The sequence below is a fragment of the Sodalis ligni genome (assembly GCF_016865525.2).
GTDB lineage: Bacteria > Pseudomonadota > Gammaproteobacteria > Enterobacterales > Enterobacteriaceae > Acerihabitans > Acerihabitans ligni.
Map to the genome: position 1 here is coordinate 532791 of NZ_CP075169.1, position 25003 is coordinate 557793.

At 56.6% G+C, this 25003-nt stretch carries 22 protein-coding genes and 1 pseudogene; 11 read left to right on the forward strand and 12 right to left on the reverse strand.

Features of this window, described 5'->3' with window-relative positions:
* Positions 1–125: 125 nt before the first annotated feature.
* Both GTU79_RS02365 and GTU79_RS02370 read left to right on the forward strand, forming a co-directional pair.
* Positions 126–563 (forward strand): EF-hand domain-containing protein, encoded by a 438-nt coding sequence (locus GTU79_RS02365; RefSeq protein WP_203522964.1) that lies wholly within the window; start codon positions 126–128, stop codon positions 561–563.
* Positions 564–749: 186 nt separating this feature from the next.
* Entirely contained in the window at positions 750–1517 is a 768-nt protein-coding gene (locus GTU79_RS02370; protein WP_203522963.1) for an SDR family NAD(P)-dependent oxidoreductase, read from the forward strand.
* Here GTU79_RS02370 and GTU79_RS02375 read toward each other — a convergent pair.
* Positions 1514–2413 (reverse strand): LysR family transcriptional regulator, encoded by a 900-nt coding sequence (locus GTU79_RS02375; RefSeq protein ID WP_214513678.1) that lies wholly within the window; start codon positions 2411–2413, stop codon positions 1514–1516. The two genes, GTU79_RS02370 and GTU79_RS02375, sit on opposite strands and share 4 nt — an antisense overlap.
* A 308-nt stretch (positions 2414–2721) precedes the next feature.
* Here GTU79_RS02375 and GTU79_RS02380 point away from each other — a divergent pair, with 308 nt between their 5' ends.
* Together GTU79_RS02380 and argD are read left to right on the forward strand one after the other, a co-directional pair.
* A complete protein-coding gene (locus GTU79_RS02380) occupies positions 2722–3297 on the forward strand; it encodes an aminodeoxychorismate synthase component II (RefSeq protein ID WP_203522961.1) in 576 nt (191 codons plus the stop codon).
* A 161-nt stretch (positions 3298–3458) separates the two neighbouring features.
* Positions 3459–4679 (forward strand): bifunctional acetylornithine/succinyldiaminopimelate transaminase, encoded by a 1221-nt coding sequence (gene argD, locus GTU79_RS02385; RefSeq protein WP_132923692.1) that lies wholly within the window; start codon positions 3459–3461, stop codon positions 4677–4679.
* Between the two features lie 97 nt (positions 4680–4776).
* Here argD and GTU79_RS02390 read toward each other — a convergent pair whose 3' ends face one another.
* Together GTU79_RS02390 and crp are read right to left on the reverse strand one after the other, a co-directional pair.
* On the reverse strand, positions 4777–6858 hold the full coding sequence (locus tag GTU79_RS02390; protein WP_203523175.1) for a YccS/YhfK family putative transporter: 2082 nt from the start codon (positions 6856–6858) through the stop codon (positions 4777–4779).
* Between the two features lie 51 nt (positions 6859–6909).
* Positions 6910–7542 (reverse strand): cAMP-activated global transcriptional regulator CRP, encoded by a 633-nt coding sequence (crp, locus tag GTU79_RS02395; RefSeq protein WP_034895576.1) that lies wholly within the window; start codon positions 7540–7542, stop codon positions 6910–6912.
* A gap of 314 nt (positions 7543–7856) precedes the next feature.
* Here crp and GTU79_RS02400 point away from each other — a divergent pair, with 314 nt between their 5' ends.
* Positions 7857–8264, forward strand: a complete 408-nt coding sequence (locus GTU79_RS02400) for an OsmC family protein (RefSeq protein ID WP_132923691.1) — start codon at positions 7857–7859, stop codon at positions 8262–8264.
* A gap of 46 nt (positions 8265–8310) precedes the next feature.
* On the opposite strand, the gene GTU79_RS02405 is transcribed toward GTU79_RS02400, so the two are convergent.
* Positions 8311–9180: a phosphoribulokinase gene (locus GTU79_RS02405; protein ID WP_203522960.1), complete on the reverse strand. Its 870-nt coding sequence runs from the start codon at positions 9178–9180 to the stop codon at positions 8311–8313.
* Between the two features lie 165 nt (positions 9181–9345).
* Positions 9346–9567, reverse strand: coding sequence for a YheU family protein (locus GTU79_RS02410; protein ID WP_132927897.1), 222 nt, complete (start codon positions 9565–9567; stop codon positions 9346–9348).
* Positions 9568–9690: 123 nt separating this feature from the next.
* On the opposite strand from GTU79_RS02410, the gene GTU79_RS02415 reads away from it, so the two are divergent.
* A complete protein-coding gene (locus GTU79_RS02415; protein ID WP_132923689.1) occupies positions 9691–10293 on the forward strand; it encodes a LysE family translocator in 603 nt (200 codons plus the stop codon).
* Between the two features lie 1632 nt (positions 10294–11925).
* Here the strand turns inward: GTU79_RS02415 and GTU79_RS02420 are convergent.
* Positions 11926–13848, reverse strand: coding sequence for an ABC transporter ATP-binding protein (locus GTU79_RS02420; protein WP_203522959.1), 1923 nt, complete (start codon positions 13846–13848; stop codon positions 11926–11928).
* 133 nt (positions 13849–13981) lie between these two features.
* On the opposite strand from GTU79_RS02420, the gene kefG reads away from it, so the two are divergent.
* The 4 genes from kefG to slyD all read left to right on the forward strand — a co-directional run bounded on the left by kefG (position 13982) and on the right by slyD (position 17239).
* Entirely contained in the window at positions 13982–14542 is a 561-nt protein-coding gene (gene kefG / locus GTU79_RS02425; protein ID WP_165934291.1) for a glutathione-regulated potassium-efflux system ancillary protein KefG, read from the forward strand.
* On the forward strand, positions 14535–16373 hold the full coding sequence (gene kefB, locus GTU79_RS02430; protein WP_243701471.1) for a glutathione-regulated potassium-efflux system protein KefB: 1839 nt from the start codon (positions 14535–14537) through the stop codon (positions 16371–16373). Before kefG ends, kefB begins: the two co-directional genes overlap by 8 nt.
* Complete coding sequence (locus tag GTU79_RS02435) at positions 16363–16566, forward strand: YheV family putative zinc ribbon protein (RefSeq protein WP_413726455.1); 204 nt, start codon at positions 16363–16365, stop codon at positions 16564–16566. The genes kefB and GTU79_RS02435 overlap by 11 nt, the downstream gene beginning before the upstream one ends.
* A 94-nt stretch (positions 16567–16660) precedes the next feature.
* Positions 16661–17239 carry a peptidylprolyl isomerase gene (gene slyD / locus GTU79_RS02440; protein ID WP_132923684.1) on the forward strand — a complete coding sequence of 193 codons (579 nt, stop codon included), beginning with the start codon at positions 16661–16663 and terminating at the stop codon, positions 17237–17239.
* A gap of 448 nt (positions 17240–17687) precedes the next feature.
* On the opposite strand, the gene GTU79_RS02445 is transcribed toward slyD, so the two are convergent.
* Positions 17688–17906 carry a protein SlyX gene (locus GTU79_RS02445; RefSeq protein ID WP_203522957.1) on the reverse strand — a complete coding sequence of 73 codons (219 nt, stop codon included), beginning with the start codon at positions 17904–17906 and terminating at the stop codon, positions 17688–17690.
* 323 nt (positions 17907–18229) lie between these two features.
* Here GTU79_RS02445 and GTU79_RS02450 point away from each other — a divergent pair, with 323 nt between their 5' ends.
* Entirely contained in the window at positions 18230–19231 is a 1002-nt protein-coding gene (locus GTU79_RS02450) for a LacI family DNA-binding transcriptional regulator (protein ID WP_203522956.1), read from the forward strand.
* Between the two features lie 226 nt (positions 19232–19457).
* Here the strand turns inward: GTU79_RS02450 and araD are convergent, their stop codons facing one another.
* The 5 genes and pseudogenes from araD to GTU79_RS02475 all read right to left on the reverse strand — a co-directional run bounded on the left by araD (position 19458) and on the right by GTU79_RS02475 (position 25001).
* A complete protein-coding gene (gene araD, locus GTU79_RS02455; RefSeq protein WP_253073478.1) occupies positions 19458–20150 on the reverse strand; it encodes an L-ribulose-5-phosphate 4-epimerase in 693 nt (230 codons plus the stop codon).
* A complete protein-coding gene (locus tag GTU79_RS02460) occupies positions 20144–21031 on the reverse strand; it encodes an L-ribulose-5-phosphate 3-epimerase (RefSeq protein ID WP_203522955.1) in 888 nt (295 codons plus the stop codon). Before GTU79_RS02460 ends, araD begins: the two co-directional genes overlap by 7 nt.
* Complete coding sequence (locus GTU79_RS02465) at positions 21024–22505, reverse strand: FGGY-family carbohydrate kinase (RefSeq protein WP_203522954.1); 1482 nt, start codon at positions 22503–22505, stop codon at positions 21024–21026. Before GTU79_RS02465 ends, GTU79_RS02460 begins: the two co-directional genes overlap by 8 nt.
* Positions 22506–22526: 21 nt before the next feature.
* Positions 22527–23480 (reverse strand): ABC transporter permease, encoded by a 954-nt coding sequence (locus tag GTU79_RS02470; protein WP_253073619.1) that lies wholly within the window; start codon positions 23478–23480, stop codon positions 22527–22529.
* A gap of 32 nt (positions 23481–23512) precedes the next feature.
* Positions 23513–25001 (reverse strand): annotated as a pseudogene (locus GTU79_RS02475) (sugar ABC transporter ATP-binding protein).
* Positions 25002–25003: the final 2 nt, after the last annotated feature.

The following is a 25003-nucleotide window of genomic DNA, read 5'->3' on the forward strand; positions in this document are numbered from 1 at the left end:
TTGCCGGCTAAAGTATTGAGAGTCCGATGCCGATAGCTTAGGACAAGGCAGGTGATATCACCGGCACTTTCCAACGGGCAGGATGTTTTGCCGCCACGTTTATATCAATCATATTGGGGGCTTCAATGCAGGTTCCATCTTCCATAGCCGCCGCGCTGTTCAACATCGCCAATGCGGCGTCGTTCGCCAAACTTGGCGGATTCGGGATAAAGGCCTCGACGACGTCCTTCGCCGATGTTTACCAGAGTCAGCTGTTGCAGGCGGTGGATCCCAACGGCAGCGGCACCGTAACCGAGGATTCCCTCGAGCAGCAGGTTACGGCCGGCGGCGGCACTAAGGCCGAAGCCGATACGCTGTATAAGGCCATGGACGAGGATGGCGACGGCAAGGTTTCAGACCAGGAATTCAAGGACAGCATCCCGAGCCCGTTCAATACCCCGGATTTCGGCAAGGAATTCATCGCGCAGCAGATGTCGGGCGGCGGCGATGCGGCGGCAACGCCCAGCCTTGATTCCAGCCTGATTCTCGCCAATCTGGCGATGCAGGAGTCCGGCAAGGCATGAATTGACGGCAATGTCCTCCGCCGTCTCCCGAGCTGGAAAGCCTGCTGGCGTTATTCGCGAACTTTATTCACGAATGAAGCGAATGGAATGGCACTACCGGGACATTTGGGAAAGGCCAATACTGAATCCGTAAACCATACAGCAGACGGGGAGCACTCCCCGTCTCTTAACCTTAAGGATTCAAGCATGTCTAAACCACTTAGCAACAAACTCGCCCTGGTCACGGGTTCTTCCCGTGGTATCGGCGCCGCGGTGGCGGCCCGTCTGGCGGCCGACGGTGCATCGGTCATCATTACCTATGCCGCCGGCCGGGAACGCGCCGAGGCGGTGGTTAATGAAATCCGCGCCGCCGGCGGCGAAGCGGAAGCGGTTGGCGCCGATCTCGGCGACCCTAAGGGAATAGCTACCCTCATTGCCGCCATCGATGGCGCTTTCAGCGGTAAATTCAACGGCCGTCTTGATATCCTGGTGAATAACGCCGGCACGGTGGAGTACGGCCCGTTTCTCGAAACGTCCGACCAAAGCTACGACAATCATTTCAATTTGAATGTCCGTGCGCCCATGGCCTTGGCCAAAGATGCCGGCAGGCGCATGGCGAAAACGGGCTGGGGACGCATCATCAACATCAGCTCGGCGTTTGGCGAAGCCGCGCCGCTGCCCGGCGTGACCCTCTATATCGCCACCAAGTTCGCCCTGTCCGGTTTTACCAAAGGTCTTTCCCGTGAGCTCGGTCCATTGGGCATTACGGTTAACGGCGTCCAGCCCGGTCCCATCGACACCGAGCTGAGTCCGAACCCCGGCACGCCGGAATATGACGCCATGGTCAAGCTCACAAGCGTCGGCCGTTTCGGCAAGGTGAAAGAGATAGCCGCCGCCGTCGCTTATCTGGCTCACCCGGACGCCTCTTATACCAACGGCGAAAACCTTACCGTCGATGGCGGCTGGAACGCCTAGGATGCCGTATCCTTTTCACGAAATTGTTCCACCAGAAAATCCACGAACAGCCGGGCACGGATCGGCAGTTGGCGGCCAAAGGGATGCAGCGCGTGGATAGGGGATACCAGCATGGGAAACCCGGGCAGGACGTGGATCAACGTTCCGGCCGCGATGTCGTCGGCGACCGCGAACCGGGGGATTTGAATAATCCCCATCCCCTCGACGGCGGCCTGGCGAAGCGTGGCGCCGTCGCTGGTATCGAGAGGGCCGTCGGGGATGATGGAGGCGCCGCCGGCAAACGCGTAGGGGAAGGGACGTCCCGCAATAAGGAAACGCAGGCAGTCGTGATGTTGCAGATCGTCAAGGGTAAGGGGAGCGCCGCGGCGCTTCAGGTATGCCGGCGACGCAGCCAAAATATGATCGGTATAACCCAGTAAGCGGGCATTCAGCCCGGAATCCGGCAGGGCGCCGATACGCAAGGCGAGATCAAATCCTTCCCGGATGATATCGACGTTTCGATCGGTTACGTCGAGATCGAATTTAAGGCGTGGATAGAGAAGGACAAATTTCGCCACCCACCGCGCCATCAGCACGCGTCCCACCAAAACCGGCACGCTGATGCGGATAAGGCCCTGCGGTGTCTCGTTGGACTGAACATGATTTTCCGCTTCTTCCATTGCCTGCAGCAAAGGCGCCACCCGTTCATAATAATCCGTGCCTTCCACCGTCAGCCTCAGTGTCCGGGTTGACCGTTGAAATAGCCTCACCCCCAGGCGCTCTTCGAGACGGGCCACGCTTTTGGAGACGGCCGAGGGACTGGCCCCGATAATACGTCCCGCGCTGGCAAAGGAGCCGTTTTGAACCGTGCGGACAAAGGCGACAAGTCCGGTGGTCTTTTCCATGATGGTGGTCATTCAGGAACTTTGCTCACTAATTAAGTCAATTATGAGCAATATACGGCCTTTTATTCCGCTATTCCATTATTTGACTTCAGATATCCGATTCCTGACCTCTGGTTTTGACCTTTTGTCCCAGAATAGGTACGCGCGCCGCGCCAAGGCTCGATTTGCCTCACGCTAAAGCCGGTGAATCCCCCCGCCCGATGTTCGACAGCGGGATATGGAGCACGTTATACTTGGCTGAAATCCCGATGCGTGGGACAAGCTGACCCATTTCTTCATTTTCCTGCCTGAACAACCGGTAAAAATAGGCCACTCTTACCATGTTGCTGATCATCGATAACTATGATTCCTTTACCTATAACCTGTACCAATATTTCTGCGAACTGGGCGCACATGTAGAGGTTAAACGCCACGATGAGGTGCAACTGGACGATATCGACCGTATGGCGCCCGAGAGGCTGGTGATTTCTCCCGGCCCCGGTACCCCTGACGAGTCAGGCATCTCCATGGCGGCCATTGCGCATTTTGCCGGCAAGATACCGGTTTTGGGGGTTTGCCTCGGCCACCAGGCCATAGCGCAGGTATTCGGTGCCCGCGTTGTGCGGGCAAAGCAGGTTATGCACGGTAAGACCTCACCTATCGTCCATGACGGCCGGGGGGTTTTCGCCGGGTTGCCCGCGGATTTGACCATGACCCGCTACCATTCGCTGGTGGTGGAGACCGCCGGTTTGCCGCCCTGCCTGGAGGTTTCCGCCTGGAGCCTGCAAGAAGGCGTTCACGATGAAATCATGGGCATCCGTCATCGTACCTTGCCCCTTGAAGGTGTACAGTTTCATCCTGAGAGCATTCTCAGCGAACAGGGACATCGGTTGCTGGCGAATTTCCTGGCGATGTAAGCCGATGGCCCGCCGCGAATGCTTCAACCGGCCCGGCGTCGGTAGCGGATATAATTTTTTGCCGTTGAACGGCGATAAAAGATTGCATTGAAGTGATTTTTTATTCATATTTTATGATTATAATTTCATTTATCTTTTGCGGCGGATAGAGTAAAAAGCTTATGAAAACACATGATGACGCGGTAACCAGGGAAACGTTTGATCAGGTCATTTTGCCAGTTTATGCACCTGCTCAATTTATTCCCGTCAGAGGCAAAGGCAGCCGGGTATGGGACCAGGAAGGCAAGGAGTACATTGATTTCTCCGGCGGTATCGCCGTGACCGCCCTGGGCCATTGCCATCCGGCGCTGGTGGCGGCGCTGAAAAGCCAGGGTGAAACCCTGTGGCACACCAGTAATGTCTTTACCAATGAACCGGCGCTGCGGCTGGCGCGCAAACTTATCGATGCCACCTTTGCCGATAGGGTCTTCTTCGCCAATTCGGGAGGTGAAGCCAACGAAGCCGCCTTTAAGCTGGCCCGTCATTATGCCATCACCCGCCACAGCCCTTATAAAACCAAAATCATCGCGTTCCACAACGCCTTTCACGGCCGTACGCTCTTTACCGTCACGGTGGGCGGCCAACCCAAATATTCCGATGGTTTCGGACCGAAACCCGGTGATATTGTCCACGTGCCGTTCAACGATTTGGCGGCGGTAAAAGCGGTGATGGACGATCATACCTGCGCGGTGGTGGTTGAGCCGATACAGGGCGAGGGCGGGATCACGCCGGCCACGCCGGAATTCCTGCAGGGGCTTAGGGATCTGTGCGATCAATACCAGGCCCTGCTGGTGATGGACGAAGTGCAGTGCGGTATGGGCCGGACCGGTAAGTTATTCACTTATATGCATTATGGTGTCCTGCCGGATATTCTCACCACCGCCAAAGCGCTGGGAGGCGGTTTCCCCATCAGCGCCATGCTTACTACCGAGGAGATTTCGTCGGTGATGGCGGTGGGAACCCACGGCACCACCTATGGCGGCAATCCGCTGGCCTGCGCAGTGGCCGAGGCGGCGCTGGACGTCATTAACCAGCCGGCGGTGCTGGCGGGAATCAATGAACGGCATGACAGGTTTTTCAGCGCGCTGCAGAAGATTAACGACCGCTATCATGTGTTCGAAGAAATTCGGGGCATGGGCTTGCTGATTGGCGCCGCGCTGAAACCCGGCTACCACGGCCGGGCACGGGAATTCCTTCATGCCAGCGCCGCCAACGGTCTGATGATTTTGAACGCCGGTCCGGACGTGGTGCGTTTCGCCCCGTCGCTGGTGGTGGAATTTGACGATATCGATCAGGGCATGGCCAGGTTTGAACAGGCGGTAGCCCAGGTTACCGCCGGCTGAGCTCACTGAAAAAGAGCCTGGCGCGGACGGGTCACTTATCAAACCGCCTTTCTCGACCGGGCACTTTGCCAGCACGCTCAGCCGCCATTATCGGCGGCTATTGGGCATTTTCCCCCAATCGCCGCGATAGCCAGCGGCCGTGCTGCGGCCGCTGGCGCCAGGCAACCGACGAGATGGTATGCATTACTCCCAAATGGAACAGGATACGCCGCAGATGGCGTTCCATCGGGGTGCCCGGCTGCTCCGGCGTATCGCCGGCGGTGGCCAGTACCGGCTGTTCGCTGCTCGGACCATCGTATTCCAGCCGTTGCTGGCAGGTTTGCAGCGCCACCTCGCAGGCGGTCAGGTATTTTTCCGCCAGCATTGGCGTCAGCATGTAGTGATCCCGCGCCAGTATCGTCATGGCATTGATATGCTCAATAATAAACTGGCTATGGGTCACCCATAGGCGCATATCGATGAGGTAGCGGGAGTTGAAACCGGGCTCCTGCATGGCCTGGCTTAGCGAGGTGAACAGGGCGTTATGGGCCTGGTTGGCCCGCATACGGGCATAGGCCAGCGCCGCCGGCTCCGGATTCGCCTGTAATAACAGACGCAATGCGTCCTGATCCCTTTCCAGCGCCTGATGGGCGTTTTTGCGCAGCAGGCCGCTTTGCCACTGCGGCCACAGCCAGAGCGTACCGCCGAACGCCAGCATGCATCCGATCAGGGTATCCACCAGCCGCGGTACCAGAAAATGCGTACCGTTCAGGGACAATAGCTGCAGGGTGTAAACGGCGGTTACGGTGAAGCCGGTCATCGCCAGGCCGTAATTTTTCCGCAAAACCAGGTAAGCCGCCAGGGTCACCACCAGCATAAACAATAAAACCGTGCCGTCCCCCAGATGGAGCTGCAGGGTCGCGGCGGCGATAACCAGGCCGGCCAAGGTTCCCAGCGCCCGGTGCTGGATACGTACCCGGGTGGCGTTATAGCCGTTCTGGCTGACAAACATCACCGTCATCAGAATCCAGTAGGGTTTAGGCAGGTTGAACACCAGTCCCAGGCTGCTGCCGATGGCCAGCATAATGCCCAGCCGGGCGGCGTTGCGCAGCGCCATGGATTTGAGCGAACAGTAGCTGCGCAGCGCCTGCCAGAAAGAGAGCCGTTGCTGGTTATCCGCCATGATATCCCGCCGGTAGAGCGGACGTTGCGTCCTGAGCAGCCTGGCGATGCGGCTGAAGTGATAAAAACAAAATTGCCCCACCGGATTATCCGGATTTCGCTGGGCAATTTTTTCCACCGCCGACAGGGCTTCCGCCATGGTGAAACGGCCCGATAACCGATGATAAAGGATATCGTCCGCTACCACCCGCAGCCGGGCGGCAATCAATTGGGCATTATAGCGGATCACCGCTTCAGCGTGACTCTGCTCCACCAGCTTTTGCACTTCGTCCGGCTGATGCAAACTGACGGCGATATGCTCTTGCAGGTCCAGAGCCACCTGAAATGTCCGCAGCAGACGTTTGTACTGAAGCTGATGGTTGGCCGACAGCATATGCAGCTGCTGGTAAATTTGCGCAATCAGATCAATCACCCGCTGCTGCCGGGCAAACAGCGGCGGCAGGGCGGTTTCCGGGTCGGTATGCTGGGTCAGCAGGCTGTATTTCGCCTCGATATAATCCGCGAGCTCTCTATAGAGCAGGCTGAGGGTTTCCCGCATCGGCTGCTCTTTAAGCCATCGGAACCACAGGCCGGTAAACAGCCCGTACCAGGCGGTACCGGCGATATACAGCAGCGGCGGGATCCACACCGGGGCGTTGCCGGTCAGGCCGAGGGTAAAAATGGCGGCGATAAGGGAGGCGGGTAATAACCGCCCGTGCAACGGACTGATTTCACCGGTGACGCCCAGCGCCAGCGCCAGGCCCACCATGATAAAGGGCAAGGGTACGTGTACAAAGAGCAGCCACTGGATCAGTACGCTGCTGACGGCGAACAGCGTACCGCCGATGGCCAGGCGTTTAAAAAAGCGTTTATGCAGGGTATCCAGGCCGGCGATGTTGCAACAGGCGGGCACCAGGGAGAACAGCAGGCCGTTCTGCAGGCTGCCGAACAATAGCCCTATCGCCACCGGCAGGCAAAGCACGATGGTTTGCCGCAAGGCATAGTTGACTTCGGGGTGATAGATCAGTCGACGCCACATGCTGCCAACAAGCAGGCGTGGCACAGAGTACCACGCCTGTTTGATTAACGTTTAACGCGTACCGTAAACGACAATGGTCTTGCCGTGTGCGGAGATGAGATTTTGATCTTCCAGCATTTTCAGAATACGGCCCACCGTTTCGCGGGAACAGCCGACAATCTGGCCGATTTCCTGGCGGGTAATCTTGATTTGCATGCCGTCGGGGTGGGTCATGGCGTCGGGTTGTTTCGCCAGATTAAGCAAGGTTTGCGCGATACGTCCCGTGACGTCGAGAAACGCCAGATTACCGACTTTTTCCGAGGTGACCTGCAAGCGGCTGGCCATCTGCGCCGACAGACGCATCAGGATATCCGGATTCACCTGAATCAGTTGCCGGAATTTTTTATAAGAAATTTCAGCCACTTCACAAGCGGTTTTCGCACGAACCCAGGCGCTGCGCTCCTGGCCTTCTTCGAATAAGCCCAATTCCCCGATAAAATCCCCCTGGTTAAGGTAGGACAAGATCATCTCTTTACCTTCTTCATCTTTTATCAGCACCGCGACGGCGCCTTTGACGATGTAGTAAAGTGTTTCAGCTTTTTCGCCTTGATGTATTAGCGTACTCTTCGATGGATACTTGTGAATATGGCAATGAGACAGGAACCATTCGAGAGTCGGGTCTGTTTGCGGTTTGCCGAGAACCATTCGCTGTTATCCTCTTTTGTCATCGATGTCCTTGTTCAGGACATCGTATTCCCTATTACGGCGCTGTTTTATCGATCCATCTCCGTTGTAAACGGAGCGACGTTAGGGAACTTATTAGGGTCTGGTTTTAGTGATGTTCCGATCGCTCTCTTGCCCTTTCATTATCATGAGGTCGATCCAGCCTTGTTTTTAGCATAGGTTTGAAGCAGTGTCTTCTGTTGTCTTGCATCAGCATGAAGTATGTTAGGTAACATTGCCACCTTTCCAATAAAAATGTAGGGTGCAGGAAAAACTTTTTATCTGGAGTCATCATAATGCAAGCACGAGTAAAATGGGTCGAAGGTCTGTCTTTTATAGGTGAATCCGCCTCCGGCCACCAGATTTTGATGGATGGCAACGCAGGGGAAAAAGCGCCCAGCCCAATGGAAATGGTACTTATGGCGGCTGGGGGGTGCAGCGCCATCGACGTGGTATCGATTCTGCAAAAAGGGCGTCAGGATGTGCGTGATTGCGAAGTCAAGCTGACCTCTGAACGCCGCGACGAAGCGCCGAGGTTATTTACCCATATTAATTTACACTTTATAGTTTCCGGCACGGGGCTCACCGACAAAATCGTCGAAAGGGCGGTGGAGCTGTCAGCGGAAAAGTATTGCTCGGTGTCTTTAATGCTCGGCAAATCCGTGAACGTTACCCATAGTTTTGAAGTGCGTTTGCCGTCCTGAATGACGGATGCGTTACCGCTGGCGCGACGCTCCGGCCGCGCCCGGTTTATTCAATGCGTTTGCCTTCCAGTAGCTGCTTTACCAATGGTCCCATGATCAGTTCCATCGCCAGCCCCATTTTCCCTCCCGGTACCACCAGCGTATTGATATTGGAAATAAACGACCCCTGCAGCATCGCCAGCAGATAGGGGAAGTCGATATGATCCAGGCCGCGAAAGTGAATTACCACAAAGCTTTCGTCCAGCGAAGGGATGGCCTTGGCGGCAAAGGGGTTGGACGTGTCCACCGTGGGAACCCGTTGAAAATTGATATGGGTACGGGAAAACTGCGGTGTGATGTAGTTAATATAGTCTTCCATCGATCGCACCACGGAATCCATCACCGCTTCCCGGGAGTGTCCGCGTTCGCTGGTATCGCGCACCAGCTTTTGTATCCATTCCAGGTTGACGATGGGTACTACACCCACCAGGAGATCCACATGCTGCGCCACATTATGGTGGTCGGTAACCACCCCGCCGTGCAGCCCCTCGTAAAACAGCACATCCGTCGGCTCCGGCAGCGGCTGCCAGGGAGTAAAGGTGCCGGGAATCTGATTGTAGGGAACGGCTTCGTCATAGGTGTGCAGATATTTTCGCGCTTTGCCGTGGCCGGTGAGCCCATACTGCAGGAAGGTGTGTTCCAATAGGCCGAAGTCATTGGCTTCCGGCCCGAAATAGCTGATATGTCGCCCGAGATCGCGGGCCTTGCGAATGGCCATGTCCATTTCCGGACGGGTAAAATGGTGGAAACTGTCCCCTTCCAGCTCGGCGGCGTGAATATTCAACTGGTGAAAAATTTTACGGAAAGCCAAACTGGTGGTGGTGGTGCCGGCGCCGCTGGAGCCGGTAACGGCAATAATGGGATGTTGTGCTGACATGGTAACCCTACGCTTCGTTATATGGCGGCGTGATACCCTCAATAATTCAGGTTGCAGGAAAGCGGACGCACCTGCAACTTGAAGTATGACGGGTAGATTCACATGCGCCCGGCATGAAAGACTTGATTATTGTTATCATGTTTAGCGGCGCAGGGCCAATTTGCGTTATTCCGGATGAAACTGGCCGCGGGGCATAATATTGATGGTCTCATGCAGTTCCGACCATACCACTACCGCTTCGCCGCTTATCAGTTGACGTTTGACATCGGCGACTTTGGCCTCCAGTGTCTTTTCCTGTTCGCCGTAATCGGTGCCTTCTCGCAAGACAAAGGATTCAAGCAGGTTATACAGGGTGTCGGAGTCGATTTCTTCCCACGGAATAATCATCATGTTATGTCCAGTTTGTTAATGATTCAATGCCTTGAGGAAATTTCACCAGCAAAGCCTTGTGCGGATACAGGCGCGCTGTTAGTTTCTTACCTTCATTAAAGGGAGAGGAGCCCCCGAAACGTGGAACCGAGTCTTTTTCTTTCAATGTTGGGTTTTCTTTGGGTCGCTGCCATTACGCCCGGTCCTAATAATATGCTGCTCACCGCTTCCGGCGCGAATTTCGGTTTTTGGCGTTCAATGCCGTTGATGCTGGGTATTATGCTCGGGATGCAGTGCATATTGCTATTGGTGGCTTTCGGTATCGGCGGTTTAATTACCCTGTATCCGTCATTGCATTTTATGCTCAAAGTGGCCGGTTCCCTTTATCTGCTGTGGTTAGCCTGGAAGATTGCCACCGCGGCGTATGAAACATTGGAGACGGATGCGCCGCCGCCACGCCCCATTCCGTTTTACCAGGGCGGACTGCTGCAGTTCCTGAATCCCAAAGCCTGGTTGATGGCGCTGGGGGCGGTAGCCAGCTTCAGCCTGACGGGTAATGCCTATATTACTTCAGTGGGGGCCATCAGTATTGGTATTGTGACGGTGAATATCGTTTCCGGGACTATTTGGCTCGGCTTTGGTACGCTTATCGGCCGTTTGCTCAGCAGTAAACGCGCCTGGACGGTATTTAATGTCGCCATGGGATTGCTTACCGCGGCCTGCGTGCTGTTGATTTGGCGCTGATAAGGCCGCGCAATTTTTGCGGTCTTCCTTTAACACGCTCGGTTCACGCGCCGGTGATCGCGGGCTTACCGTGCCATGAGGCGCTCCGGCGGGCGGGAAAAACCACGCCCGCTTCGACCTCATTGGCGCGGTCTCCCTTTAACACGTTCGGTTCACGCGCTGGTGATCGCGGGCCTACCGTGCCATGAGGCGCTCCGGCGGGCGGGAAAACCACGCCCGCTTCGACCTCATTGGCGCGGTCTCCCTTTAACACGCTCGGTTCACGCGCCGGCGATCGCGGGCCTACCGTGCCATGAGGCGCTCTGGCGGACGGGAAAACCACGCCCGCTTCGACCTCATTGGCGCGGTCTCCCTTTAACACGTTCGGTTCACGCGCCGGTGATCGCGGGCCTACCGTGCCATGAGGCGCTCCGGCGGGCGGGAAAACCACGCCCGCTTCGACCTCATTGGCGCGGTCTCCCTTTAACACGCCCGGTGCGGCTTCGGTGCTGGCGCGGTCTTCCTTTAACACGCTCGGTTCACGCGCCGGTGATCGCGGGCTTACCGTGCCATGAGGCGCTCCGGCGGGCGGGAAAAACCACGCCCGCTTCGACCTCATTGGCGCGGTCTCCCTTTAACACGTTCGGTTCACGCGCTGGTGATCGCGGGCCTACCGTGCCATGAGGCGCTCCGGCGGGCGGGAAAACCACGCCCGCTTCGACCTCATTGGCGCGGTCTCCCTTTAACACGCTCGGTTCACGCGCCGGCGATCGCGGGCCTACCGTGCCATGAGGCGCTCCGGCGGGCGTGAAAACCACGCCCGCTTCGACCTCATTGGCGCGGTCTCCCTTTAACACGTTCGGTTCACGCGCCGGCGATCGCGGGCCTACCGTGCCATGAGGCGCTCCGGCGGGCGTGAAAACCACGCCCGCTTCGACCTCATTGGCGCGGTCTCCCTTTAACACGTTCGGTTCACGCGCCGGTGATCGCGGGCCTACCGTGCCATGAGGCGCTCCGGCGGGCGGGAAAACCACGCCCGCTTCGACCTCATTGGCGCGGTCTCCCTTTAACACGCTCGGTTCACGCGCCGGTGATCGCGGGCCTACCGTGCCATGAGGCGCTCCGGCGGGCGGGAAAACCACGCCCGCTTCGACCTCATTGGCGCGGTCTCCCTTTAACACGCTCGGTTCACGCGCCGCTGATCGCGGGCCTACCGTGCCATGAGGCGCTCCGGCGGGCGGGAAAACCACGCCCGCTTCGACCTCATTGGCGCGGTCTCCCTTTAACACGTTCGGTTCACGCGCCGGCGATCGCGGGCCTACCGTGCCATTAGGCGCTCCGGCGGGCGGGAAAACCACGCCCGCTTCGACCTCATTGGCGCGGTCTCCCTTTAACACGTTCGGTTCACGCGCCGGCGATCGCGGGCCTACCGTGCCATGAGGCGCTCCGGCGGGCGGGAAAACCACGCCCGCTTCGACCTCATTGGCGCGGTCTCCCTTTAACACGTTCGGTTCACGCGCCGGTGATCGCGGGCCTACCGTGCCATGAGGCGCTCTGGCGGGCGGGAAAACCACGCCCGCTTCGACCTCATTGGCGCGGTCTCCCTTTAACACGCCCGGTGCAGCTTCGGTGCTGGCGGTTGACTATAAAGGGCTATTCCCCTTCAAACTCTTTTATCAGGGTTTCAAGCTGTTCCTGGGCATCCAGCCACGCTGTTTCCGCCTGTTCCAACTGGGATTTTACCTGGGCCTGGCGCTGCAGACAGGCGGCGAGATCTCCTTTACGGGCGATATCGTACAGCGCTGAATCCGCCAGCTCGGCTTCCACTTTCGCCAGTTCGTTGCCCAGGGTTTCCAGCGCTTTTTCGTGGCGTTCGATGGATTTGCGCAGCGGCTGGGTTTGGCTGCGGAACTCGGCTTCGCGCCGCTTTTGGTCCTTTCTGGCCTGGGCGTTATTGGCGGAGGCGGGCAGATCCTCGCGGCCGTCGGCGCCCTGCGCCGCCTGGCGCTGCTGGTCCGCCAGCCATTGCTGGTAATCCTCCAGGTCTCCCTCGAAGGGCTCTACCAGCCCGTCATGAACCAGATAGAAATCGTCGGTGGTGGAACGCAGCAAATGCCGGTCATGGGATACCACTACCAGGGCGCCCTCAAAGTCAATCAGCGCCTCGGTGAGCGCCTGGCGCATATCCAGATCCAGATGGTTGGTGGGCTCATCCAGCAACAGCAGGTTAGGGCGCTGCCAGACGATCAGCGCCAGCACCAGCCGGGCTTTCTCGCCGCCGGAGAACCGTTCCGTACGCTCGGTGACCTTATCACCCTGAAAACCAAATCCGCCGAGATAATCCCGCAGCGCCTGCTCATACTCCTGCGGCGCCATCCGGTTCATATGCTGCAGCGGCGATTCGTCGGCCCGTAGGAACTCCAGCTGATGCTGGGCGAAATAGCCGAGCTTGATGCCTTTGGCCAGGGAGACCCTGCCCGACTGAGGCTCCAGCGTGCCGGCCAGCAGTTTGATAAGCGTTGATTTACCGGCGCCGTTGCGTCCCAGCAGCCCGATGCGCGAACCGGGCACCAGGTTAAACTTGATGGAATTCAGGACAGTGCGATCGCCATAGCCGGCGCTGACCTTTTCCATCGTCAGTAATGGATTGGGCAGGCTTTCCGGGGCGCGAAACCGGAATTGGAACGGATTATCCACATGGGCCGGAGCAATAAGCTCCATGCGTTCCAGCATTTTAATCCGGCTCTGCGCCTGGCGGGATTTGGTGGCTTTGGCGCGGAAGCGGTCGATGTAATGCTGCAGGTGCGCCACTTTTTCCTGCTGATGCTGATAAAGGGACTGCTGTTGCGCCAGTTTGGTCACACGTTGCAGCTCAAAAGAGGAATAATTACCGGTATATTCGTTCAATGACTGCTGTTCGATATGGAGTATCTTATTGACGACGGGATCGAGGAAGTCCCGGTCATGGGAAATCAGGATCAGCGTGCCGTTGTAATTTTTCAGCCACTTTTCCAGCCACATGACCGCATCAAGATCCAGATGGTTGGTGGGTTCATCCAGCAGCAGCAAATCGGAACGGCAGATCAGCGCCTGCGCCAGGTTAAGGCGCATCCGCCAGCCGCCGGAAAAATCGCTCACCGGCTTTTGCAGCTGTTCCTGGCTGAAACCCAGGCCGTGCAGCAGGCTGGATGCGCGTGGCCGTATGGTCCAGGCGTCGATGACATCCAGTTTGCCATGCAGCGTGGCGATGGCGTGACCGTCATTTTTTTCGTTGGCCAGCTGTAATTCGGATTCCAACTGACGATATTCCCGATCGCCGTCGATAACATAGTCTATTGCCGGTTCGTCCAGCGCGGGCGTTTCCTGGTTTACCCAGGCCAGGGACCAGTTGGCCGGGTAAGTGACATTGCCGGCATCGGCGCTGAGTTCATGTTTCAACAATGCCAAAAGTGTTGATTTGCCGCAGCCGTTTTTGCCCACCAGCCCGACTTTTTGCCCCGGGTTTACCGTGGCGGTCGCATTATCAAGCAGTACCCGGGTACCGCGACGAATTTGCACAGATGAGAAGACAATCATAAAGCGCCATAGTTTGAGAGTATGTTAAATTGACATTATTGAATGCAAGCCAGAGTGAAACGTCCTGGTTTTCGACTTCGCGGAGCATGGTAGCGGAAAACCCGCGCCCTGACGACGCTTTGGAGGGGAATTGATTACACAACCACCCAAAGTTTTGTTGCTGTATGCCCATCCCGAATCGCAGGATTCGGTTGCCAACCGGATTTTGCTGCAGGCGGCATCGCCCCTTGCGCATGTCACCGTACATGATCTTTACGCGCATTATCCGGATTTTTTTATCGATATTCATTATGAACAGCAATTGTTGCGAGAGCACCAGGTGATCGTGTTCCAGCATCCCCTTTATACTTATAGTTGCCCGGCGCTGCTGAAGGAGTGGCTCGACCGTGTATTGACGCGGGGCTTCGCCAGCGGCATCGGCGGCAATGCTCTGACCGGAAAGTATTGGCGGTCGGTCATTACCACCGGCGAGCCGGAAACTGCTTATCAGCATTTGGGATATAACCGCACTACCATGGAAGAGGTTCTGCGTCCCTTTGAACTGGCCGCGACCCTGTGTCGCATGCAATGGGTGTCGCCCTTGGTGGTTTACTGGGCCAGACGGCAAACCCATGACGCCTTGATGCGTCATGCCGATGCGTATGCGCGCTGGCTTAATGAGCCGGTGCAGGAAAGAGGGCAGCGTCTTGGGTAGCAGTCCGTCATTTTTAACCGCCGTCGTGCTGTTCCTGTTTGCCGCCGTGGTGGCGGTGCCCATTGCCCAGCGCCTGGGCATCGGCGCGGTAATAGGCTATCTGGCGGCGGGTATCGCCATCGGCCCCTGGGGACTGGGTTTTATCCGCGACGTGGATGAAATCCTGCACTTCTCTGAACTGGGGGTGGTGTTCCTGATGTTTATCATCGGGCTGGAGCTGAACCCCGGCAAATTATGGGAATTGCGGCGTTCCATTTTCGGGCTCGGCACGGCGCAGCTTGTCATTACCGCCGTTTTACTGGGCACCGTCTTGCTGCTGACCCATGCCTCATGGCAATCGGCGCTTATCGGCGGCATCGGTTTGGCCATGTCCTCAACCGCTATCGCGCTGCAGCTTATGCGCGACAAAGGCATGAACCGCAATGAAGGCGGCCAGCTCGGATTTTCGGTGTTGCTGTTTCAGGATATGGCGGTAATACCGGCGCTGGCGGTCATTCCTTTCCTCAGCGGCGGCAGCGGCGTACCCAGCGATTGGACGAAGATCGGCATGAAGGTGGCGGCGTTTTTCGTCATGCTGGTGGGCGGCCGTTACCTGTTGCGTCCGCTGTTTCGCTATATCGCCGCCGCCAACGTGCGGGAAGTCTTTACCGCCGCCGCGCTGCTGCTGGTGCTGGGAGCGGCGCTGTTCATGGATATGCTGGGCGCCTCCATGGCGCTCGGGACCTTTATCGCCGGAGTACTGCTGGCTGAAAGCGAATACCGCCACGAGCTGGAAATCGCCATTGAGCCGTTTAAAGGCTTGCTGCTGGGGCTGTTTTTCATCTCGGTGGGCATGGCGCTCAATCTGGGCGTCCTGTATGTCCATGTGCTGCAGGTCTTGGCCGGTCTGGCGATACTGGTGCTGCTGAAGGGAACGGTACTGTATATTCTGGCGCGCATTTTCGGTTTGCGTCGTTCGGTCCGGTTGCAATTCGCCGGGGTGCTGAGCCAGGGCGGTGAATTTGCCTTTGTGCTGTTCTCCGCGGCGGGGGCGCAGAAAATCCTGTCGCCGGATCAGCTGTCGCTGCTGCTGGTGACCGTAACCCTGTCGATGATCACCACGCCGCTGCTGATGAAGCTTATCGACGGCATTCTGACCCGCCGCTATAACGCCCAGGAGGAGCATGACGAAAAGCCGTTCGTGAACGACGACGAGCCGCAGGTGATTATTGTCGGTTTCGGCCGTTTCGGTCAGGTTGTGGGGCGGCTGCTGATGGCCAATAAAATGCGCATCACGGTGCTTGAGAGGGATATCAGTGTGGTCAGCCTGATGCGCAGCTATGGTTATAAGGTGTATTACGGCGATGCCACGGAGCTTGAACTGCTTCGCGCCGCCGGCGCGGAAAAGGCCCAGGCGATTGTGGTGACCGCCAATACCCCGGAGGCGAACATGGCGGTAGTGCATTTGTGCCAGCAGCATTTTCCCCATTTGAAAATCCTGGCGCGCGCCCGCGGCCGTGTAGAGGCCCATGAATTATTGCAGGCCGGCGTGACTCATTTTTCCCGTGAGACCTTTGCCAGCGCTCTGGATCTGGGCCGCAAGGCACTGCTGGAACTGGGCATGCATCCCCACCAGGCCCATCGTGCGCAGCAGCATTTTCGCCGGCTCGATGTGCGGATGCTGCGGGAACTGATGCCGCAGATGCAGGGGGATTTGGCGCAGATATCCCGCGTCAAGGAATCCCGGCGCGAGCTGGAGGATATTTTCCAACGGGAAATGATGAAGGAACGCTGGCAGCTAAACGGTTGGGAAGATGACGATCAACAGGGAGATAAACCTTATGACGGTTAAGCGTAAACGCTTTATTGCCGGCGCGGTATGCCCTCACTGCCAAAGCAAGGATACTCTGGCCCTGTGGAGTGATAACGATGTCGAGAGCTTTATCTGTGTGAAATGCGGTTTCACCCAGCAGCAAACTGACGGAACAAACGCGGAGAAAAGGCCGCTCCCGGAGCACATTATCGGTATTTTCCATCCGGAGTAGCCTTCACGGTCAGGTTTTTTTAAGCTGAAGGATACATACGTGCATTTTTTCGTTAGAATCTGCGCCAGTTTAGTTTCCAACGGTAGGAGATATCATGAAAGTTTCAAAAGATCTGGTGGTCAGTCTGGCCTACCAGGTACGTACAGAAGATGGCGTTTTGGTCGATGAGTCTCCGGTGAGTGCGCCGTTGGACTATCTGCATGGTTATGGTTCACTGATTTCCGGCCTGGAAAAAGCATTGGAAGGACATGACGTCGGTGATCATTTCGACGTGCATATTACCGCCAATGACGCCTATGGCCATTATGACGAAAACCTGGTTCAGCGCGTTCCCAAAGATGTGTTTATGGGCGTGGAAGAGCTGGAAGTCGGCATGCGCTTTTTGGCTGAGACCGATCAAGGCCCGGTTCCGGTGGAAATTACCGAAGTCGACGGCGATCATGTAGTGGTGGACGGCAATCACATGCTGGCCGGCCAAAACCTCAATTTCAACGTGGAAGTGCTGGCCATCCGCGAAGCCACCGCTGAAGAGCTTGAGCACGGACATGTCCACGGCGAACACGATCATCATCATGAGCACGATCATGAGCATGGCGATGACTGCTGCGGCGGACATGGTCACGACCATGAAGGCGGCGGTTGCGACGGTAAAGGCGGCTGCGGCTGTCATTAAGGGGTGAGGGGCCGGCTGCCGCCGGCCGGAAAAACCATGCCTGCTTCGAGCCCACCAGCACGGTTTCCCTTTAACACGATTGTTGCACGATCGGTGAACGCGGGCTTACCGCGCTGTGGGGCGCTCGGTCGGGCAGGAAAACTATGCCCGATTCGGCCCCACCAGCACGGTTTCCCTTTAACACGATTGTTGCACGATCGGTGAACGCGGGCTTACCGCGCTGTGGGGCGCTCGGTCGGGCAGGAAAACCATGCCCGCTTCGAGCCCACCGGCACGGTTTCCCTTTAACACGATTGTTGCACGATCGGCTAACGCGGGCTTACCGCGCTGTGGGGCGCTCGGTCGGGCAGGAAAACCATGCCCGATTCGACCCCACCAGCACGGTTTCCCTTTAACACGCTCATTTAACCTCTGGTGTTAGAGAGCTAACCGCCATGCGCAATGATAATCAATAGTGCGGCGGGGGCGTCTCTTCCGACTGTGAGGCGATCATCGAGGTTTGCTGCGTGCGCAGCTTCTCGGACAATAAGCGCAGCAGTTCCTGCAGGCGGCTGATGTCCCGCTCATGGGCTACGACGGTTTGGTTTAATTCTTCTATGGTGACTTCCTGAAAAGCCAGTCGGCCTTCCAGCAACTCCAGCCGTTGTTCGAATTGTGATAGTTCCATGATGTTCTCCTCCCGATATTGATAATGAAAAATGAGGGGGGCGTTATCCCTGCCGGCTTTTTTTAACGGTGATGCTACCCTTGATCCCACCCTATTCTAACGATAAAACGTCTCCATTGCCCGTCCTAAGCCTGTCTTGCGGAGCGCTTAAGCCACTTTGTTTCTTGACCCGCTGCGGTAGGCGATAAACAGGCGGGGGAGGGAAGGGGGGCGCCGGGGCGGGGGAATCTGGGCGTTGGCGTTAATAAAAGTAGCGCTATCGTCCTGCCTTCCCTACAATGGAAAACAGGGTCTATATTGATAGCAGGGATTTAGGATTGCAGGTGAAAAAAGAAAACGCCAATTCAACCATTATTGATATAGCGCGGCGCGCAAATGTCACCAATATCACGGTTTCGCGCGTGTTTAATCAACCCCATTTAGTTAAATCCGAGACGCGGGAAAAAATACTTTCCATCGCCAAGGAGCTTAATTATGTACCCAATGCATTTGCGCAAGGGTTGAAAAAAAACAGCAGCCGTATTATCGGCGTGGTAACCAGCAGTACCTATAATCCCTTTTATTCACACCTGATCCAGACCGTATCCCGAATCGCCAGGAATAAAGGTTATCAGATAATGTTATTTGATACTGATGACAGCGAAGCGGCGGAGAAGTTGGCTATTCAAACCCTGTTTAGTTACCAGGCCTGCGGAATATTGCTTTCCGCCGTGCGTGATGATAAAGCATATTCTCCGGCTTACCTGGATCTGGCGGACGTTTATCGAATTCCCCTGGTGCTTATCGACCGCGATATCTACGGAAAAAAACTGAGCGGCGTATTCCTGAATAATATCGAAATCGGCGTGCGCGCCGGCCGCTTTCTGGCGGAGCAGCCGGAGCAGCGCCTGTTGATCGTCGGGGGGCCAGAGGATTCGGAGATCACCAAAGATCGTACGGCCGGTATCATGGGAGCATTGATCGGCAATAATAAACAGGTGGAAATAATATATGGGGATTATAAATTCGATTCCCAGGAGCAGGCTCTGCGTAATTTACTGTCAGACAAAGAACGATGGCCTCAATATATTGTCGGCCTGAATGGCATCATTACCTTAGGCGCTATGTCGATTTGCAACCAGCTTAATATTTATAATCAGATTAAATTCTTTTCCATCGATACTCCTCCTTATTGTGAATCCTATGGTCAGCGGATCCCAGGTATATATCACAATACGGTATTACTGGGAGAAAAAGCGGCGGAGATATTATTCAAGCTTATTGAGAAGCCAAAAAATATGCAGGCGCCGCTGCGTGAATATGTTCCCGGCGAACTGACCGTTTAAGCCGTAAATCTATACCCTAAATAATTAGAGTTGCAGGAAGGCGGCAACGCAGCGAATCCCCAGCGCTTACTCAGGTAAGTGACTGGGGTGAGCGAGGAAAGCCAACGCACTTGTAACTTGAAGTATGGCGGGGTTTATTGGTGATGAGTTTGGGGTAAATTTTTCTTTCCCCTTTTAGGGGGAATAAACACTTTCCGTCGGCGCCAGCGCCGTTCGGCAAATATTGTTATTGACCGTAATAGGCGTTTTTTCCGTGCTTGCGCAGAAAATGCTTATTTAACAGGTCGGTTTGCATTGGCGCGATGGCCGGCGCCAATTGGCAGGTAAACAGCGCCATGGCGGCCACTTCCTCCAGCACCACCGCATTGTGTACCGCGTCGGCGGCATCTTTTCCCCAGGCGAAAGGGCCGTGGGAAAGCACCAGCACGCCGGGCATCTCCCCTGGTGAGCATTGTTGCCGCCGGAACGTCCGCACGATCAGTTCGCCGGTTTCCCGTTCGTAGTCTCCTTCTATTTCCTGCCGGCTTAACGGCCCGGTGCAGGGAATCTCGCCGTAAAAATAATCCCCGTGGGTGGTGCCCAGCGCCGGGATGGGGCGTCCGGCCTGCGACCAGACGGTGGCATAGCGGCTGTGGGTATGCACCACGGCGCCAATCTCCGGAAAATGCTGATACAGCACCAGATGGGTTGCAGTGTCAGACGAAGGCCTCCGGCGCCCTTCGACGATCCGGCCCGTTAAATCCACCACCACCAGGTCTTCCGCCGTCATGTCGGCATAATCGATGCCGGAAGGCTTGATGACGATCAATCCCTGTTGACGGTCGAGAGCAGACACATTTCCCCAGGTAAACGTCACCAATCCATATGTCGGCAGGCTCAGGTTGGCCGCCAGCACTTGCTGTTTCAGGTCATTCAACATGCTAACCCCCCCAGCCGCATCTGCTGCTCAATCCAGGTTTTGGCATAACGCACCCGATCGATGTCGTCCGTTTTGCCCCGTGCCCACATCTCCAGCAGATAGGGGCCGCGATAGTCCAGTTCCCGAAGAGTCTCGAAGGCATTAACAAAATCCACACAGCCGTCGCCGAAGGGCACATCGCGAAATTTGCCCGGCGAATCCGGCGTCACCGGCGAGGTGTCTTTAAGGTGGATGGCAGTGATCTTATTAATGCCTTTGGTCAATTCCCCCGCCACGTTATTGCCCCAGGCGCTGAGATTGCCAAGATCGGGATACACGGTAAACCAGGGGTTTTGAATGAGTTGGTCGAACTCCAGCCACTTGCTGATGCTATTGATAAACGTCGTATCCATTATCTCAATGGACAGCATCACTTGCGCCTTGGCCGCCTGTTCCACCGCCCAGTGAATGCCGTCGATAAACCGCGTCCGGGTATGGCGATCGGAAGGTTCATAATAGACATCATAGCCCGCCAGCTGGATATTCCTGATGCCGAGATCCACCGCCAGCGCCAGCGCTTTCTCCATCAGCTGATAGGCCCGCTGGCGGATAATGCCGTCCCGGCTGCCGAATGGGAAACGGCGATGGGCCGACAGGCACATGCTGGGCACCGCCACGCCGCTGTCCAATTTGGCCTGGGTAAAAGCCAGGCGTTCCCGCCGATCCCAATCCAGGCGCCGCTGCCGCTCCGGCTGTTCATCAATGGAGATTTCCAGGAAATCAAATCCCAGGTCCCGGGCGGTATCCAGGCGCTGCGGCCAGTCCAGCTGCAAAGGCAGGGCTTTTTCATAGATACCCAGGCAAATCCTTTTATCCGCCGGCTTGCCGTCGTTATCAAGCATAACTCACCTCGCTTAACGCCTTGGCGGTATCAAGGTAGCGGGCCATTTGCCGGCGCAACTGCAGATGGGCGTCCCGTTGCGGTGTATAGGTCCGGACCTCAGGCTGGGTTGCGGCGATGGCCGCGGCGAAATCGGCATAATATCCCCGGCCGACGGCGGCGCATAATGCCGCGGCGCGACAGCCGCTTTGCTTGATATCAATGACATCCAGCGGCAAGTTGCCGGCATCGGCGAACATCTGCATCCATACCGGCGAATGGGTCGGCCCGCCGGTGATGCGGATGCGTTTGACCTGCGGATTGAGCTGCAAAATCCGATCCTGGTGTAGTAGATGGGAAAACACAATGCCTTCGTAGAGGGCGTAGATAATGTCCGCTTTTTCATGATGGGATCGCATCCCCACCAATCCCCCCGCCAGATTGAGGCTGTAATTGGAGCCGAACAGATAGGGCAGGAACACGATTTCCGTATCATGCCCGCTGCGTTCGGCCACCCATTGATCAAACTGCTGGAAAGGGGTCTCTTCGTCGCCGCAGAAATTACGCATAAACCAAGCCAGATTGGCCGCCGATGTCGGACTGCCCTCATGCACGAAATACTTTCCCGGTACACAGTAGCTCCCCCAGACATAGGGATACTCCGCCGGGATAATGCTGTCGGTGACGCAGGTAGCGATGGACCAGGTGCCGGCCACGGCGCTGAGGGTCTGGTTATCGCACACGCCGGAACACACCGCCGATGCCACCACGTCAAACAAACCGCCGTAGACCGGCGTGCCGGCGGCCAGCCCGCAGGCTTGGGCCGCGGGCTCCGTTACCGACCCGGCCTGCTCGGCGGAGCCTACCACCGGGGCGGTTTTATGGCGCACTTCACTGATGCCGAAATCCTCCATCAGCTGCGGGTCATAGTCGCGTGTATGCTGGTTATAGAGATTGCTGCCGGAGATATTGGTCACTTCCGCCGCAATCACGCCGGTCAAGCGGTAGCGGACGTAATCGTGCACCATCAGCACCGACGAAATACGGGCGTAGTTTTCCGGTTCGTTGATTTTCAGCCAGCGCAGCAGGGTGGCCGGATGCGCGGTCCACAGCTGTTGCAGTCCGCGGGGATAGGTAAGGCTGTCGATACCCTGTTTCTGCCACTGCTGCACCAGCGCCAGCGCCCGGGTATCGGATGAGATGATGCCGTTGCGTACCGGGCGGCCTTCATGATCGATAGCGTAGAGCCCCTTGCCGTGAGAGGAGAAGCTGACGCCGAGGATGTCGGCGGGGTTCACTCCGCTATCCCCAATCACCTGCCGGACAACGCTGCATACCGTCTGCCAAAGTTCTCCCATATCCCGTTCGGTAAAACCCGGCTGCGGCGATAACACCTCGGCGTCGCGTTCGGCCACGCCTATCTCATGCCCATCGGCGCTATATAAACCTGCCTTGGTGACCGTCCCGCCGATGTCAATGCCTAGAAAACAGGCCATAGGGCCTCCTTGATAAAAGAATCACTTACGCTTCTCTGAGCTGATATAAATCGCCGCCAGGATAATGCCGCCCTTGATGACGTTTTGGACATAGGGGGAAACCCCCATCAGGTTCAGTCCGTTATTGAGGATGCCCAACATCATGGCGCCCACCAGCGTACCGATGATGGCTCCTTTGCCGCCGGTAATGGCCGTGCCCCCCAGCACCACCGCCGCGATGGCGTCCAGTTCAAATCCTTCCCCGGCATTGGGCTGCCCGCTCATTAGCCGGGAGGTCAACACCAGGCCCGCCAGGGCCGCGGTTATACCGCTGATGATGTACACCAGCAGTTTGTAGCGCGTGATGCGAATGCCGCTGAGACGGGCGGCCTCTTCATTACCGCCGATGGCATAGACATACCGTCCGAACGACATATGGTTGAGCATGGCGTAGGCAATGATGTAGATGCCGGCCATAATCAAAATCGGCACCTGGATGCCCATCACCTCGCCGCGGCCGAAAAAGGCGAACGGACCCGGCAGGCCGGAAACGGGATAACCGCCGGTATAAATCAAGGCGAGTCCCCTGGCTACGCTCATGGAGGCCAGGGTGACGATGATCGGCGGCATCCGGGCGTAAGCCACGCAGGCGCCGTTGATGGCGCCGAACAGCCCGCCGATCGCCAAACCGGCGAGCAGCGCCAGGGGCATCGGTATGCCGGTTATCATCAAACCGGCCGCCACCGTGCCCGATAACGCCATCACCGATCCCACCGAAAGGTCAATCCCGCCGGTGAGAATGGCGCAGGTCATGCCCACGGCGATAATGGCGTTGATGGAAACCTGCCGCGCCACGTTGGTGAGGTTATTGAAGGTTAAAAAGCTGTCGCTCAGAAAAACCATCAGGACAAACAGCACGATGAATCCCAACAAAGGGAAAACCGCCGGATGGCGCATGCATTTATCCCAATAGATGCGGCGTGGCGATGGGGTCATCACATCGCGGGAAGAAGGATTGCCGATACTGCTCATAATGAGCTCCCCGTTGCATGTAACATAATAGTGTTTGACTCGATCTGTTCGCCGGTGAGTTCCGCTACGATATGTCCGCCGCGAAAAACCAATACCCGATCGCAAATGCCGATGATTTCAGGGAGTTCGGACGATACCATGATGATCGAGATGCCTTTTTCAGTCAGCTGCTGCATCAGCTGATAGATTTCCGCCTTTGCTCCCACGTCGATTCCCCGTGTCGGCTCGTCAAAAATCAGGATATTGCAATCGTTGTTCAGCCAACGGGCTATCACCACCTTTTGCTGATTACCGCCGCTGAGGGTATTCACCTGAGTATCGCCGCCCGGAGTCTTAACCCCCACGGCTTTGATCAATCGCTGGACAATGCCGCGCTCTTTACGGGCATTGATAAAAATGCGGGCGGCTTTTTCATGGCGATTAAGGGTGATGTTTTGCGACACGGTAAAGGGCAGCACCAGACCTTCGGTTTTGCGGCTTTCAGGCAGCAGCCCGATGCCGTGTTCAAGCGCCTGGGCCGGAGAACGAAGCACGGTCGCTTCCCCCCGAAGCTTGATGTCTTTGCGATAGCAGGGCCGTGCGCCGATCATTGCCGACACCAGCTCCGTCCGGCCCGATCCCACCAGGCCGGCAAAACCGAGAATCTCCCCTTTCAGCAGATGGAATTCATCGGTGACGCCGTTTTTTTTATGCTGAATGCTGGCCTCCAGCAAGCGGGTATCGGGATCGATGAGATGGTTTTTCACCGGAAAGGCATTTTCCACCTTGCGGCCCACCATCATGTTCACCAGTTGTTCTATGTCGGTGGAGCCGGTGGGAACGGTACTAATGTACTCTCCGTCACGCAGCACCGTAATCTGGTCGCATATCTGGAAAATTTCCTCCAGATGATGGGAAATAAACACCATGCCGACCCCGAGCAATTTAAGATCGCGCATGACGCTGAACAATTGCTCCGCCTCTCCCGGCGTGAGCGTTGCCGTGGGTTCGTCCAATACCAGGATTTTCGCGTCCAGGGACAATGCCTTGGCGATTTCGACAAACTGCTGCTGCGCCACGCTCAGTTGCTCCACCGGTCGTTCCAGATCCAGTTGTACCTCCAGGCGTTTGAAAATTTGATTTACCCGGCGGCGCATGGCTTTCCTGTCTAAAAAACCGCAGCGGTTATGTATTTCCCGATTGAGAAAAATATTCTCAACCGCATCCAGGTAAGGAATTAAGGAAAACTCCTGAAAAATGATACCGACACCGGCGTTAATCGCTTCCCGATAATTTCCAAATTTCTTGGTTTCCCCTTCGATAATAATATCGCCGTCATCAGGGCGATAAATACCGCACAACACTTTAACTAACGTGGATTTGCCTGCCCCGTTTTCACCGAGCAGTGCATGAATCTCCCCTTGTTCAACGGTCAGGTTAATACCGTTTAATGCGTTAACGCCGGAAATGACTTTTTATCTGCCTGAGTTGCAATAAAGACGTCATGA